This is a genomic window from Streptococcus parapneumoniae, from assembly GCF_037076355.1.
In the GTDB taxonomy this organism is placed as follows: Bacteria; Bacillota; Bacilli; order Lactobacillales; family Streptococcaceae; genus Streptococcus; species Streptococcus parapneumoniae.
This window is the reverse complement of sequence record NZ_AP026968.1, coordinates 1,537,161-1,549,965: the sequence shown is the minus strand read 5'-3', so window position 1 is coordinate 1,549,965 and position 12,805 is coordinate 1,537,161. Positions and strand designations below refer to the sequence as shown.

Below are 12,805 nucleotides of genomic sequence, written 5' to 3'. Positions count from 1 at the left end.
TGGTTTTTAAGATTTAAAATCGTAGTCTTTCACCACTTCGATGCTGTCAATAGTAATAGCAGTCGTTGGTTTGTCTTTTTCATCTTTTTCGGCTTTAGCAATTTTATCTACAACATCCATACCGTCAATCACTTGACCAAAGACGGGGTGTTTGCCATCTAGACTAGGGTTTCCACCTTCTTTGTAGGCTTCAATGATTTTCTTTGGATACTTGCTTGTAGGGAGTTTAGCAGAGGTATCTGTAGAGTTTTGGTTGATGAAGAACTGGCTGCCATTGGTGTTTGGTTGACCAGTATTAGCCATAGAAAGAGCACCACGGATGTTATAGAGATAAGGAGTAATCTCGTTTTTAAAACCAGTTCCCTTGTCTTTTGTCTTATCCTTGTCATGCCAGATGGACTGACCACCTGTACCGTCTCCTTTTGGATCTCCAGTTTGAACCATAAAGCCATCGATGACACGGTGGAAGGTAATGCCGTTATAGTAGCCTTCTTTGGCATGAGTGAGGAAGTTTTCAACCGCTAGAGGAGCGAGTTTTGGGAAGAGTTTAATGCGAATATCACCCTGACTTGTGTGTAGAATCACTTCGGCTTCATCTTCAGCAACTTCCTTAGAAAGTTGCGGGAAGTTGGCATTCTCGTTTGTTAAAGCATCGTTTAATTCCTTGGAAGATTGGGCAGCTGCTTTGGAGCTTTCCTCAGCAGCAAGACTGGAATCAACATAGTCATCACCACGTAGACTGCGTTGGATGTTGCTACACCCAGCTAGGGCTACAGTTGATAGTAAAAGAAGGGTTGCTAGTTTTTTCATTCTGTTCCTCTCAAAAATTCATTTCTACCATTGTACCCTAAAAGGAAGTGGATTTCAAATATTAGTGACAAGGTAGTTTTAGAGAAAGTCAATCCAAAAATCGCTTGCTTAGAGATTTTTCTTTGGATGACGGTCGGATAATTCCCTTGTATTGTTCCAGTATCTGCTCCCCCTTTGGAGTCAATTTGTAGCCACGATTGCTAATTCTTCTTCTGAAAAATGCTCATGAAGGGCTTGGTCCAAATTTGTAGCCTTCATTTTAGAAAGTCCTGTAATTCCCTTGCTTTTAATATTAATTTTCATGGTAGCATTTAGATGATCAAGTGAATCAAAAGCCGTTTCAATGATTGCATAACCTTTTTCAACAAGCGTTTTTAAATTTTTTGAGGCATCAATGCCATAAGAGTACTCAAAGTATTTAGGGAACCAGATCTTAAGAAAGCTCGTAAAGCATCACAATTAGCAAACGTAATTCGAAAGAATTACTATATTTTAAAAGAGCACATTTTCAAAGGATTTTTTCTTTTGGCTTCAATTCCTAATGAATCAATGAACTGAATACTAGGTCTCGAAAAGAATTATGTTTCCTCTTTCTGTCTGAGTTCAAAGAGGTCTTCTACTTTTAGATTAAAAACTTGAGCAATTTTAAGAGCCATTTCCAGCGAAGGATTGTAACGGTTATTTTCCAAGTGCAGAATTGTCTCGCGTCGCATGCCGATGAGGTCGGCTAACTCCTGCTGGGTCATACCTGTGGACTCACGAACAGATTTGAGATTAGTAATAATCTTGCTTTCTTTGGCCATGCTTATCCTCTACGTTCCAAGATAAAATAGACAACCGCAAAGATGCAAATCAAGGCAGCTATGCTAATAAAGATCTGTCCCATGTAAAGAGTGAGAGACCCCATATACCCAATGATAACTGCTAGGATCATCAGTGCGCCTAGTATAAAAGCAAACATCAAGCTAGCTGCCTTGGCTAAATTAGCATAAAAGCGTTCGTCCGGAGTTTCCTTGACATTTTTCAAACAGAAAAAACCAAATACAATCACTTCAATAACGAGGCCAATTCCTAAAATCCATTCTTTAATACCAGAACTTTCGCTTGGGGTCGCAACCCAAATTCCTACTGTATAAAAAATACTTGCTGCAAACAAAAGTATCGTGTAAAGCTTAGCAGACAAGTTAAAAATAATCTTTCCCTTACCTTTCTGACTCTTATGAGACCATAGTTTCATATGTAGCCAGCTCCAAATAGCTATAATTTGACCTGACACTGAAATACCAGTAATAACTAACTTGGGTTCCCAACTAAGATTAGAACCAAATAAAACAATAAAATCAATAACGAGAGCTACGGCAATCATTGCAATGAGGCCACGCATTTTTTGACTTTTTTTCATGATAGACTCCTTTTTTATGTTATAAATATATAACACTTAAATTTTATGTTATAAATATATCACATTTAAATTTAGAAAGCAAGAATTTATGTGCCAAGGTGGCAATTATTTGAAAAAATTTTTTAATAAAAATCCTCGCTAGTCAAACAACTAAAGAATTCTTTGAAGCAATGCATCGGATTTGGTTTGGATAGTTTCGTTAATAATATTTGATGATAAAGAATTTTTGGAAAATCTAGATACTGTATGAATCTCTACTTTTTCTTAGACTGTTATAAAGTCTTTCAGAATAAGCTTTGTAGGTGTAGAAGTTAATTTTTACAGAACTAAATTATTCTCCTATTTAGAATCTATTAATTCATATTTTATAAATTAATTAGTAGATATCGTTCTTAAAATCCTTGATATTTCGTTTGGGAACGGGCTTGGGATTTAGAAGTCAAGCATCCAAATCACGTTCAGGAGAGATGAAGGGCTTAACTTGGTGGTCTTTATAAAATGTTTCTAATACTCTTCGAAAATCTCTTCAAACTACGTCAGCTTTACCTTGCCGTACTCAAGTACAGCCTGCGGCTAGCTTCCTAGTTTGTTCTTTGATTTTCATTGAGTATAAAATAGTATTCACGGATAGCTTCTTTCAAACATTTATTTCCTACTTCTAACAAATTTCTAAATGGTTTAAGAATTTTATAGTCTGTCAAGTTTTTTTCTTGACACCTGTCAGAAATCTGCTATAATAGAACATGTGCTAAATAGCTCAGCTATTTCACCGAAATAAAAAATAAGAAAAGAGACTTTAAAAATGGCAGTTAAAATCCGTTTGACTCGTATGGGTTCTAAGAAAAAACCTTTCTACCGTATCAACGTAGCAGATTCACGTTCACCACGTGACGGACGTTTCATCGAAACAGTTGGAACTTACAACCCACTTGTTGCTGAAAACCAAGTAACTTTGAAAGAAGACCGCGTTCTTGCATGGTTGGCTGATGGAGCTCAACCTTCAGATACAGTTCGCAACATCCTTTCAAAAGAAGGCGTATTGAAAAAATTCCACGATTCTAAATTCGCAAAATAAGTTTAAAGTAGGTTGACAGATGGATACGATTGAAAATCTCATTATTGCGATTGTGAAACCCTTGATTTCACAACCAGATGCCTTAACTATCAAGATTGAAGATACACCAGAATTTTTGGAATATCATTTGAATCTTGATCAAAGCGATGTGGGTCGTGTAATCGGTCGTAAGGGTCGCACTATTTCTGCGATAAGAACGATTGTCTACTCTGTCCCAACTGAAGACAAAAAAGTAAGAATCGTTATTGATGAAAAATAAGAAGAGCGGGACGAATGTCTCGCTTTTTTGCGAGAAGTGTAAAATTGCATCCATTAAGTACCAACATGAACGTGATTTGGAAGGATTTTTGAATGGAAAGTAGAGATGTTGTCCCCTTCCTCCAACTTGAGAAAATCTTTGGAACGTGATAAAATAAAGGATAAGGATTTTTAATAATTCATTATATAGAATGAGTGGATTTCTTTATGAAGAGGATTGAAGTATCTACAGAAATTGGTAGTCTCTCTGTTACTTATCAAAAGCAAAAGAAAATGCTAGTTTGTTTAAGTGGCGCAGGTTTGCTACCAAGTTATGAAAATTTTTCACTTATACTTGAAAAACTTCCTCCTACAATTGGTTATTTGACAATTGATTTTCCGAACACAGGTAGGAGTCCGATTCATGACCAATCTGACAAAAATCTGGATAATCTTGTAGATGCAGTTTATGAAGTACTTGAAGAATTAGGGATTTCTGAATATATACTTTGTGTACATAGTTTGAGTGGAATTTTAGCTTGTAAATTGCTCAACAAACCAATTAAGTGTCAGGCTTTAGTAGCAATTGAACCGACAACTAAAAACGTCATGTTTGCTGATTTTTCAGAAAATCCTTATCCAGAAATGGAAGAGCAGATGAGGCTGATTGAGGAGTGTGGTCCTGAACTTTATTTTAAGAACTTAACTCAAGCAACATTTAGTCCTGAAACGAATAAAGAAATCTGGGAAATAATGCAAGAAAAAGGCTTAGAGTTGGAAAAGCAAAATCCAGAATTTCAGATATCTGGAGAGATTACTGAGGAAGATTTTGAGAATGTATCTATAGAATCTTATATCCCTGTATTTATTTTTTGTCAGCCTTATAGAGAAAAAGAGTACAGAGAATCAGAATATTGTACTTCCAATACTAAACTCATTTTAGGAGGGAATCACCATTATTTACAATGGTCAGAATCGGAAAAAATTGCGGCTATTATTCGAGAATTGTCAGAATAAGATGGAAAAAAGGAGAGCACAGGAGACAAGATGAACTACTTTAATGTTGGGAAAATCGTCAATACGCAAGGGTTACAGGGTGAGATGCGAGTCTTGTCTGTGACAGATTTTGCAGAAGAACGGTTTAAAAAAGGTACTGAGCTGGCTTTGTTTGATGAAAAAGATCAGTTTGTTCAAACAGTGACCATCGCTAGTCACCGTAAACAGAAGAACTTTGACATTATTAAATTCAAAGATATGTACCATATCAACGCTATCGAAAAGTACAAGGGATACAGTCTCAAGGTTGCTGAGGAAGATTTGAATGACCTAGACGATGGTGAATTTTATTATCACGAGATTATCGGTTTGGAAGTCTATGAGGGTGATAACTTGATTGGAACCATCAAGGAAATCCTGCAACCAGGTGCCAACGATGTCTGGGTGGTCAAGCGAAAAGGCAAGCGTGATTTATTATTGCCTTATATCCCACCAGTGGTTCTCAATGTTGATATTCCAAATAACCGCGTCGATGTGGAAATCTTAGAAGGGTTAGACGATGAAGATTGATATTTTAACCCTTTTTCCAGAGATGTTTTCTCCGCTAGAGCACTCAATTGTTGGAAAGGCTCGTGAAAAAGGGCTCTTGGATATCCAGTATCATAATTTTCGAGAAAATGCTGAAAAGGCCCGCCATGTCGACGATGAGCCCTACGGAGGCGGTCAGGGGATGCTGCTCCGAGTCCAACCTATTTTCGATGCCTTTGATGCTATTGAAAAGAAAAATCCTCGCGTCATCCTTCTCGATCCTGCAGGGAAACAGTTCGATCAGGCCTATGCTGAGGATTTAGCTCAAGAGGAAGAGCTAATCTTTATCTGTGGGCACTACGAGGGTTATGATGAGCGCATTAAGACCTTGGTGACAGATGAGATCTCCCTGGGCGACTATGTCTTGACTGGTGGGGAATTGGCGGCTATGACCATGATTGATGCTACGGTACGCCTGATTCCAGAAGTGATTGGCAAGGAGTCTAGCCACCAAGATGATAGTTTTTCTTCAGGCCTTCTCGAATACCCTCAGTACACACGCCCTTATGATTATCGAGGCATGGTTGTCCCAGATGTTCTGATGAGCGGGCACCATGAAAAGATTCGTCAGTGGCGATTGTATGAGAGTTTGAAGAAAACCTACGAACGCAGACCGGATTTGCTTGAACATTATCAACTGACAGCAGAAGAAGAAAAAATGCTGGCAGAAATCAAAGAAAACAAAGAATAAAGGAGAAACCTATGCAAGTAATCAAACGTGATGGAGAAATTGCTGAATTTAATCCAGATAAGATTTACCAAGCCATCTTAAAGGCAGCCCAGACTGTCTATGTATTGACAGATGATTTGCGTCAAAACCTTGCACAAGTCACTAAGAAAGTGGTTTTGGATTTGGAAGAGGCCAAGGTGGAACGTGCGACTATCAGTATGATTCAATCTATGGTTGAACATCGTTTATTGGGTGCAGGTTACATTACCATTGCAGAACACTACATTTCCTATCGTCTACAACGTGACTTGGAAAGAAGTGGTTATGGAGATCATATCGCAGTTCATTTACATTTTGAACAAATTCGCTAAGAAAAAAGAGTGGGATGAAGCAACTACATCTCACTCTTTCTTAAATCTATTTTTTTGGGCTGTTTGGACAGTTGAAGGGACAAATCGCAGGCGTTGAATATCGCTTATGCGGATAATACGGGTCACATTTTTGGCAAAATTTTTCACGATAATTTGCTGTCCTTGCTGATCGTATTTGATGATGTCACCTGTAAAGCTTGTCTCAGACAAGATAAGGTGAACAGCGGTTTGTTTCTGGATAGCCTCTTCAATAGTGGTTGTAAGGGAGTTGCTTTCAGTCTGATCTGGTTCTTCATGTCCATTTAAAAAGTCATGTATTTTACCTAGAACTTGCTGGAATTTATGTCTCATATTGGCCTCCCTTCTTTTATATCAATATTATATAAAATTTTCCTAAAATCTACAAGATTTTACGAATAAACTAATGAAAGCTAAAAAAGGAGAAGAAAATGGCAGAATTTACATTTGAAATCGAAGAGCACTTGTTGACTCTTTCTGAAAACGAAAAAGGTTGGACCAAGGAAATCAACCGTGTGAGCTTTAATGGAGCCCCTGCAAAGTTTGATATTCGTGCTTGGAGTCCAGATCATACTAAAATGGGCAAAGGAATTACTCTCTCTAATGAAGAATTTCAAACGATGGTGGATGCCTTTAAAGGCAACTAAGTTTTCAAAATGAAAGAAAAGGATACTGAGTCATGATAACTCGATATCCTTTTTTAGTTAGCAGAGTAAGCCTGATTTTTAAGGCGTTGAAGTAGTGGACGGCTAATAAAACTAATAGCCAGAAGTTTACCAAGGTCTGGAATGATAAAGGGAAATACCCCCACAACAAGAGCTTTTTCAAATGCCATTCCAGCTAGGAAATGCAAGCTAAGAATCCCTCCGATAAAGACAAGGGCATCACCCAAGAGGTTGGCAAGAAAAATCTTGACAACACCACTCTTGCTGTTAGTTAGGGAGGAAGTAAGTCCAGAGTATACAAGATAAAACCAAAGATAACCCGCAGTAGGACCAACCAACGCCTGCAATCCTGCCCCACCTCCTGCAAAGACAGGAAGACCGATAGCACCTAGAAGAAGATAGAGTCCAACAGAAAGTACAGCCTCTCTTGGTCTAAAGACAGTAGCAATCAAGCCGATAGCAAAGTTTTGCAGAGTGAAGGGGACGGGTCCAATTGGAAGACTGATTTGTGCCAAAACAGCAATGAGAGCAGCCCCAATAGCAGGGATGGCATAAACGTGAGCTTTTTTCAAAATAGTTAACCTCTTTTCTGATATATAGTAACTATTATACTCGTAGAGGAATCATTGTCAACCTATTTTTAAAAACAAGGTAACAAAAATTGTAACAGACGATTTGATTCACAAGAGAAGTTGGATAATTGTTTTTTATCGATTTGTAAATCGCCTTTATAGATAATCTCATTTTATCAATAAAAAATATACTATAAATACTTGACAAACTAAAATATTAGTATTAAATTAATATTATAAACGCTTACAAATAAATGTGTTCAATTTTAAAATAGAGAATTATTACTGAGTTTTTGTCAAATATTATAATTCAAGGAGAAGTAAAATACAAAAAATTTACTAAGAAGAAGTTCATTTTGCTGGCTACAAGTTTTTTCAGTTTTGGATTTGCTACTACAGCTAGTGTTGGTAGTGAAACTACAGCACACCCTGCTCCAAGTCCCATTATTGATGTATGGGAATATGGTGTAAATGATAACTATGGTTATTCGAATTACTTTGTTAGTTCTTCAAATAATATTGGATCAAAATCTTCAGTAACGAATTTTTGGGGAACAGTTAAAGTTCACGATAAAAAAGATTATAGATGGACATATTCAAGTGCAACAAAATCTTGGAACGATGTTCGCTTAAATGCATATTGGGATTATTATAGATTTTAAAAAATAATTTATGAAAACAAGAGACCCAATTATAAAATAGAGTCTTTTGTCATATGGTAATTGCTTATGAAATTAAAATTATGTATCATTGGATTCTTCTTTTGTTTGATTGCTACAATTGGTCTGGTCACTATTAGTGATACCGAAATCCCCATACCTTTACCAATTGATGGTGCTTTTTCTATCCAAGGAAAAAGTAATCTTTCTAATAACGAAATATACGAAATGGTTCGTGACTTATCAAAAACGGAAAAGGTTACCATTTACAAGCCAATCGTTCAGAGTTCGGGTCAGTTGAAGTATGTAAACTTTGATGATGTAAATAATGAACAATTAAAGTCAGCACCAATAGTAGGGATGTATTACACACTTGGGAAAATAGATGTAGACAGTTTGAAACCACTTACGATGACTGGACTACAAACAGTATATATGGCTTATCCTTGGTATATAGGAGGAATATTACAATTTACTGGAACTTTAAGAATACTGTTAATGGGTTCAATTTACTTAACTTTATTAGTTGTTTTATTTGTTGTTAGGACGAGGCAGATCAAAGAAGGAGTGATACGACGTTCTTTGGGCTTGCCTGTATACGACCTTAGAAGAGAGTATGTCATTTCTCTTATTTTTGAACTGATTATGATGGCTTTATTGATGATTTCTTACAGTTCTTTTTTGGGTAATGGTTTCTTCACCTATAGTTCTAAGTTATTTTTCTCTCTGCTTTTAACGAATTTTATACTATTTCAAATCATTGATCTTATTACTTTTGTTTTATTTTGGTTGACGATTCAGATTGAAAAGCCCATTGAAATTATCAAAAACAAGGCAAAAAACAAGCTTATTTTTGTCGTATGGCTTGCTATTATTTCGATTATCATCCTTGTCTCAGGAATTTTTTTACAAGAAACAAAGAGTAGTCAATCTAGTATTAACATACAGATACAGAATTTAGTACCATGGGATACAGTAAAAGACTGGAGAAGGATTGAGTTCCTTGGAATTGAAAGTAACTCTACTAAAAATGGAGAAGTTAATGATTCAGATGGTCAGTATCTACAGATAGTTGCTGCCTTAAAAAACTTAGATTTCTTATATATAGAACGATCTTCGGCATATGTTCCAGATTTCATGAAAACTTCGCATGTTATAGAAAATTTTTCTAAACAATTAGAAAATGATGGGATAACGAATCCAGAAATAAATAAAGAGTTAATTTATATCAACCAAACAGGTGCTAACCTACAAAATAAAGTGAATGGAACAAACTATCATCTTTTAGATAATAAGATAGCAACTATCTATATTCCTGAGAAGTGGAAAGAAAACCAGAAATCTATTGAGAATACAGTTGTAGCAGAACAATTTATTGGAACAAATTATACAAAAGAACAGCTTGCAGTACAAATAATTCCTGATGGGGAAAAAATTTTTTATTTTAATGAAGATGCTGATAATAATCTTAAAATGAAAGATATTTTACCGCTGGCAAATGTAGCAGATAGCAAAGATAATATAGTTGTTGTGTTAGATACGGACAAAATGATGGAAAATAATAAGTTTTCTTTGGCTAGTAACATACTATATAAATCTCTTTTTAGTCCTGAAGCGGTAAAAAAAATAAATGAGATGACTGTCCCGTTGAATTTCTCAATGAATCCAGTAGATGTTTACCAAATTGTGAAATTAAAGATTCAATCCTTAGAGCACCAAATTCTACTATCACAAATCTTGCAGAAGATAATTTACAGTATTGTCTTTATACTCATTTATCAATATGTCCAACTTTTTATTACTCTAAAACAGAATGAATATGTGAAAAAAATCATTTTGGGTCTGTCAAAAACATATATAGCAATTTCAAGTCTCAAATATTTTATGATGACTATTACAATGGTTATTCTATTTACATTTCTTATGACAGGGCAAATAGAGTTGCTATATATTGGAGTGGCTTCTCTGCTAGTTTTGATGTTGTCAATCATAATGAGTTTTAGGAAATTATCTGAAAGCTACACTAAAATTTTAAAAGGAGATGAATCATGACAATTGACCTTTTGAACGTTTCAAAGAGTTTCGGCTCAAAGAAGATCTTTACAGACTTAAATTTAATATTTGAATCTGGAAAAAGCTATGCATTGATTGGAGGTTCTGGCTCCGGTAAAAGTACCCTTCTTAATATTATAGGAAGATTAGAAAAAATTGACAGTGGGAATGTTTTAGTTGATAAACAAGATATTTGGAAGATAAAAGAAAGAACTTTTTTTAAAAATACTGTTGGATATGTATTTCAGAATTATTCTTTAATAGATAACAAAACAGTATATGATAATCTGAGCCTTATCACTAAAGACAAAAAAACAATAACTGACGTACTTGAAAAAGTAGGACTGTCAAGTGACTATTTACATCAAAAAATATACGAATTGTCTGGTGGGCAGGCTCAACGTGTAGCTATTGCCAGAATGTTAATGAAACCACGTAAAATTATTTTAGCAGATGAGCCCACAGGAGCTTTAGATGGTGAGATTGGAAAAGAAATCATTCGTTTGTTATTAAATGAAAAAGATGAAGATAAATATGTTATAATAGCGACGCATGATCCAGCTGTCTATAACGAAGTTGATGTGATAATTGACATGAAAGATATAGGGTATAATGTATGAAAAAGATAATTTATATTGCTTTGATCTTTGTAGCTGGGTTACTTGCCTTCTTCTTTTTTGGAAAACAAATGATTACAAAAGAAAATATCAATAAGCCAACGGTAGAGTTAACAGTCTATACGCTTTCTTCTAGTGATACAGAAAAATGGAATAAAGTGAGACAAGTAGAAACGGAAGAGGCTATATACTTCATAACTGTGAAAGAATCAGAGTCTTCTGAAGAAGTATTTTCAAACATCATTGCAAATGGAGCTGCTACGGGATTCGGAGTTCGTGAAGAAGAAGTGAAGAAATTCAATAATGATTTAGGAGACACTATAGAGGACTCTAAGCATAATAAACTAATTGAAATAGAGTTTTTTACTTTTTCTGATGCTGACGAGGGATTTGTGGTAGCAAACTTTGACTACGGTAAAGAAGAGTTGAATTCTCAGAAAAAAGATATAAAAGAGTTATATAAAAAAATATATGAATCTTTTAAAGAAAAGAACAAATGATTGTATTATAATCCTTGTATTTTGCTATGGTTTGTTAATTGATTTTTGCATATCTTATTTCAACATACTATAAAATAAGACATAAGAAAACGAGTATCTCCAACTACGGAAATACTCGCTTTTTGATATTTAGAAGTGTTTTTTGCTCTGCTTCTTTTGTTTTGATTAACGCATGGTTACAAATTCTTCGGATGCAGTTGGGTGAATCGCCACAGTTGCATCAAAGTCAGCCTTGGTTGCTCCCATTTTGATAGCAACAGCAAATCCCTGAATCATTTCATCAACGCCGTAGCCAATTCCATGAAGTCCGACAACTTTTTCTTCTGGACCAGCTGTTATGAGTTTGAAACGGGATTCTTGTCTATTGCTAGTAACGGCAGAGTACATAGATGCAAAGCTTGATTTGTAAACCTTGATTTGGTCTTGACCGTATTCTTTAATAGCTTGCTCTTCGGTCAATCCAACCGTTCCGATAGCAGGGTGTGAAAAGACAACGGTTGGAATAGTTGAGTAGTCCATTTTAGCAGTTGTTTTTCCGTTAAAGAGACGTTCAGATAAAGTACGCCCAGCCTTGATAGCAACTGGAGTCAGTTCCTTTTCACCTGTTACATCACCTAGAGCGTAGATTCCTTCAACAACAGTATTTTGGTATTCATCCACTTGGATAAAGCCACGTTCGTTCAGAGTGACTCCAGCTTTTTCAAGTTGCAAGCCCTTAACGTTTGGACGGCGACCCGTAGCCCAGATAACTTGGCTAGCTGTGTGACTAGTACCATCTTCAAAATGAATGGTAATGCCTTCAGCAGTTTTTTCTAACTTGACAGGGACTTTGTGAGTATGAAGTGGTAAGTTTGTTCTTTCCATTTCCTTGACCAAACCTTCAACGATATAAGAATCAAAACCACGTAAAGGACGATCGCGGCGAACAAAGAGGTCTGTCTTGACACCAAAGGTGTGAAGTACGCCAGCCAATTCAACGGCGATATAACCAGCGCCTAGAATAGCGACTGACTCTGGAAGTTCTTCCCAGGCAAATACATCATCAGAAGAGCCACCTAGCTCAGCACCAGGAATATTTGGAATACTTGGATGGGCACCAGTAGCAATCACGATATGTTTAGCACGAATCAGTTCACCATTTACGCTGACAGTATGAGAATCTACAAATTCAGCATGGCCTTCAATCAAGTCTACACCGTTACGTTTAAAACTGCCATCATAAGAAGAACGAGCGCGATCAATGTAGGCTTCACGATTGCGACGTAGGGTTGCAAAGTCAAAGTTAAGATTAGTAGTCTTAAAGCCGTAGTCTTCTCTAAATTGATGGAAAGTCTCAGCGATTTGCGCCCCGTACCACATGATTTTTTTAGGAACACAACCGACATTGACACAGGTTCCACCTAGTTTCTTTTCCTCAATAACGGCTGCTTTAGCTCCGTGTTCACCAGCACGGTTCATGGAAGCAATTCCTCCGCTACCTCCACCGATAGCGATGATATCGTATTCTCTCATTGAAAACTCCTTTGTACTCTTTTAAATAGAAGAGTATCATTTTTTGATAGTCATATTCTAT

The 12,805-nt window shown here is 36.1% G+C and carries 18 protein-coding genes; 11 read left to right on the top strand and 7 right to left on the bottom strand.

Annotated features, from left to right (window positions below; translation table 11 throughout):
• Positions 1-6: 6 nt before the first annotated feature.
• The 4 genes from SP4011_RS08040 to SP4011_RS08025 form a co-directional block, all read right to left on the bottom strand.
• A complete protein-coding gene (locus SP4011_RS08040; RefSeq protein ID WP_338618696.1) occupies positions 7-810 on the bottom strand; it encodes a peptidylprolyl isomerase in 804 nt (267 codons plus the stop codon).
• A gap of 180 nt (positions 811-990) precedes the next feature.
• Positions 991-1,113 (bottom strand): hypothetical protein, encoded by a 123-nt coding sequence (locus SP4011_RS08035; RefSeq protein WP_338618694.1) that lies wholly within the window; start codon positions 1,111-1,113, stop codon positions 991-993.
• Between the two features lie 275 nt (positions 1,114-1,388).
• Positions 1,389-1,613, bottom strand: coding sequence for a helix-turn-helix transcriptional regulator (locus SP4011_RS08030; protein ID WP_117304888.1), 225 nt, complete (start codon positions 1,611-1,613; stop codon positions 1,389-1,391).
• Between the two features lie 2 nt (positions 1,614-1,615).
• Entirely contained in the window at positions 1,616-2,212 is a 597-nt protein-coding gene (locus tag SP4011_RS08025) for a DUF3796 domain-containing protein (protein ID WP_338618692.1), read from the bottom strand.
• Positions 2,213-3,014: 802 nt separating this feature from the next.
• On the opposite strand from SP4011_RS08025, the gene rpsP reads away from it, so the two are divergent.
• The 6 genes from rpsP to SP4011_RS07995 all read left to right on the top strand — a co-directional run bounded on the left by rpsP (position 3,015) and on the right by SP4011_RS07995 (position 6,149).
• A complete protein-coding gene (gene rpsP, locus SP4011_RS08020) occupies positions 3,015-3,287 on the top strand; it encodes a 30S ribosomal protein S16 (RefSeq protein ID WP_049511451.1) in 273 nt (90 codons plus the stop codon).
• A 19-nt stretch (positions 3,288-3,306) separates the two neighbouring features.
• Positions 3,307-3,546, top strand: a complete 240-nt coding sequence (kphA, locus tag SP4011_RS08015; protein ID WP_000379620.1) for an RNA-binding protein KphA — start codon at positions 3,307-3,309, stop codon at positions 3,544-3,546.
• A gap of 206 nt (positions 3,547-3,752) precedes the next feature.
• The gene (locus SP4011_RS08010) at positions 3,753-4,541 is read left to right on the top strand and encodes an alpha/beta hydrolase (RefSeq protein ID WP_338618689.1); all 789 of its coding nucleotides are present in this window, start codon (positions 3,753-3,755) and stop codon (positions 4,539-4,541) included.
• Positions 4,542-4,571: 30 nt separating this feature from the next.
• Entirely contained in the window at positions 4,572-5,090 is a 519-nt protein-coding gene (gene rimM / locus SP4011_RS08005) for a ribosome maturation factor RimM (RefSeq protein ID WP_057487241.1), read from the top strand.
• Positions 5,080-5,799 carry a tRNA (guanosine(37)-N1)-methyltransferase TrmD gene (trmD, locus tag SP4011_RS08000; protein ID WP_261232400.1) on the top strand — a complete coding sequence of 240 codons (720 nt, stop codon included), beginning with the start codon at positions 5,080-5,082 and terminating at the stop codon, positions 5,797-5,799. The genes rimM and trmD overlap by 11 nt, the downstream gene beginning before the upstream one ends.
• A gap of 11 nt (positions 5,800-5,810) precedes the next feature.
• Positions 5,811-6,149: an ATP cone domain-containing protein gene (locus tag SP4011_RS07995; RefSeq protein ID WP_001196040.1), complete on the top strand. Its 339-nt coding sequence runs from the start codon at positions 5,811-5,813 to the stop codon at positions 6,147-6,149.
• Positions 6,150-6,179: 30 nt separating this feature from the next.
• Here SP4011_RS07995 and SP4011_RS07990 read toward each other — a convergent pair whose 3' ends face one another.
• A complete protein-coding gene (locus SP4011_RS07990; RefSeq protein ID WP_173253916.1) occupies positions 6,180-6,500 on the bottom strand; it encodes a hypothetical protein in 321 nt (106 codons plus the stop codon).
• Between the two features lie 98 nt (positions 6,501-6,598).
• On the opposite strand from SP4011_RS07990, the gene SP4011_RS07985 reads away from it, so the two are divergent.
• On the top strand, positions 6,599-6,814 hold the full coding sequence (locus tag SP4011_RS07985) for a YdbC family protein (RefSeq protein WP_000807422.1): 216 nt from the start codon (positions 6,599-6,601) through the stop codon (positions 6,812-6,814).
• Positions 6,815-6,867: 53 nt separating this feature from the next.
• Here the strand turns inward: SP4011_RS07985 and SP4011_RS07980 are convergent, their stop codons facing one another.
• Entirely contained in the window at positions 6,868-7,404 is a 537-nt protein-coding gene (locus SP4011_RS07980; RefSeq protein WP_338618679.1) for a biotin transporter BioY, read from the bottom strand.
• A 356-nt stretch (positions 7,405-7,760) separates the two neighbouring features.
• On the opposite strand from SP4011_RS07980, the gene SP4011_RS07975 reads away from it, so the two are divergent.
• From SP4011_RS07975 to SP4011_RS07960, 4 genes are all read left to right on the top strand, one after another.
• Positions 7,761-8,066 (top strand): hypothetical protein, encoded by a 306-nt coding sequence (locus SP4011_RS07975; RefSeq protein ID WP_338618677.1) that lies wholly within the window; start codon positions 7,761-7,763, stop codon positions 8,064-8,066.
• Positions 8,067-8,132: 66 nt separating this feature from the next.
• The gene (locus SP4011_RS07970; protein ID WP_338618676.1) at positions 8,133-10,115 is read left to right on the top strand and encodes an ABC transporter permease; all 1,983 of its coding nucleotides are present in this window, start codon (positions 8,133-8,135) and stop codon (positions 10,113-10,115) included.
• Positions 10,112-10,735 carry an ATP-binding cassette domain-containing protein gene (locus SP4011_RS07965; RefSeq protein ID WP_000151028.1) on the top strand — a complete coding sequence of 208 codons (624 nt, stop codon included), beginning with the start codon at positions 10,112-10,114 and terminating at the stop codon, positions 10,733-10,735. The genes SP4011_RS07970 and SP4011_RS07965 overlap by 4 nt, the downstream gene beginning before the upstream one ends.
• Positions 10,732-11,232: a hypothetical protein gene (locus SP4011_RS07960; RefSeq protein ID WP_338618675.1), complete on the top strand. Its 501-nt coding sequence runs from the start codon at positions 10,732-10,734 to the stop codon at positions 11,230-11,232. The genes SP4011_RS07965 and SP4011_RS07960 overlap by 4 nt, the downstream gene beginning before the upstream one ends.
• Before the next feature lie 165 nt (positions 11,233-11,397).
• Here the strand turns inward: SP4011_RS07960 and gor are convergent, their stop codons facing one another.
• Positions 11,398-12,744: a glutathione-disulfide reductase gene (gor, locus tag SP4011_RS07955; RefSeq protein ID WP_338618674.1), complete on the bottom strand. Its 1,347-nt coding sequence runs from the start codon at positions 12,742-12,744 to the stop codon at positions 11,398-11,400.
• Between the last annotated feature and the right edge of the window lie 61 nt (positions 12,745-12,805).

Excerpts from the sequence above, each read along its gene's own strand:
- SP4011_RS08040 (WP_338618696.1), bottom strand. The coding sequence starts at position 810 with ATGAAAAAACTAGCAACCCTTCTTTTACTATCAACTGTAGCCCTAGCT.
- SP4011_RS08035 (WP_338618694.1), bottom strand. The coding sequence starts at position 1,113 with ATGAAAATTAATATTAAAAGCAAGGGAATTACAGGACTTTCTAAAATG.
- SP4011_RS08030 (WP_117304888.1), bottom strand. The coding sequence starts at position 1,613 with ATGGCCAAAGAAAGCAAGATTATTACTAATCTCAAATCTGTTCGTGAG.
- SP4011_RS08025 (WP_338618692.1), bottom strand. The coding sequence starts at position 2,212 with ATGAAAAAAAGTCAAAAAATGCGTGGCCTCATTGCAATGATTGCCGTA.
- rpsP (WP_049511451.1), top strand. The coding sequence starts at position 3,015 with ATGGCAGTTAAAATCCGTTTGACTCGTATGGGTTCTAAGAAAAAACCT.
- kphA (WP_000379620.1), top strand. The coding sequence starts at position 3,307 with ATGGATACGATTGAAAATCTCATTATTGCGATTGTGAAACCCTTGATT.
- SP4011_RS08010 (WP_338618689.1), top strand. The coding sequence starts at position 3,753 with ATGAAGAGGATTGAAGTATCTACAGAAATTGGTAGTCTCTCTGTTACT.
- rimM (WP_057487241.1), top strand. The coding sequence starts at position 4,572 with ATGAACTACTTTAATGTTGGGAAAATCGTCAATACGCAAGGGTTACAG.
- trmD (WP_261232400.1), top strand. The coding sequence starts at position 5,080 with ATGAAGATTGATATTTTAACCCTTTTTCCAGAGATGTTTTCTCCGCTA.
- SP4011_RS07995 (WP_001196040.1), top strand. The coding sequence starts at position 5,811 with ATGCAAGTAATCAAACGTGATGGAGAAATTGCTGAATTTAATCCAGAT.
- SP4011_RS07990 (WP_173253916.1), bottom strand. The coding sequence starts at position 6,500 with ATGAGACATAAATTCCAGCAAGTTCTAGGTAAAATACATGACTTTTTA.
- SP4011_RS07985 (WP_000807422.1), top strand. The coding sequence starts at position 6,599 with ATGGCAGAATTTACATTTGAAATCGAAGAGCACTTGTTGACTCTTTCT.
- SP4011_RS07970 (WP_338618676.1), top strand. The coding sequence starts at position 8,133 with ATGAAATTAAAATTATGTATCATTGGATTCTTCTTTTGTTTGATTGCT.
- SP4011_RS07965 (WP_000151028.1), top strand. The coding sequence starts at position 10,112 with ATGACAATTGACCTTTTGAACGTTTCAAAGAGTTTCGGCTCAAAGAAG.
- SP4011_RS07960 (WP_338618675.1), top strand. The coding sequence starts at position 10,732 with ATGAAAAAGATAATTTATATTGCTTTGATCTTTGTAGCTGGGTTACTT.
- gor (WP_338618674.1), bottom strand. The coding sequence starts at position 12,744 with ATGAGAGAATACGATATCATCGCTATCGGTGGAGGTAGCGGAGGAATT.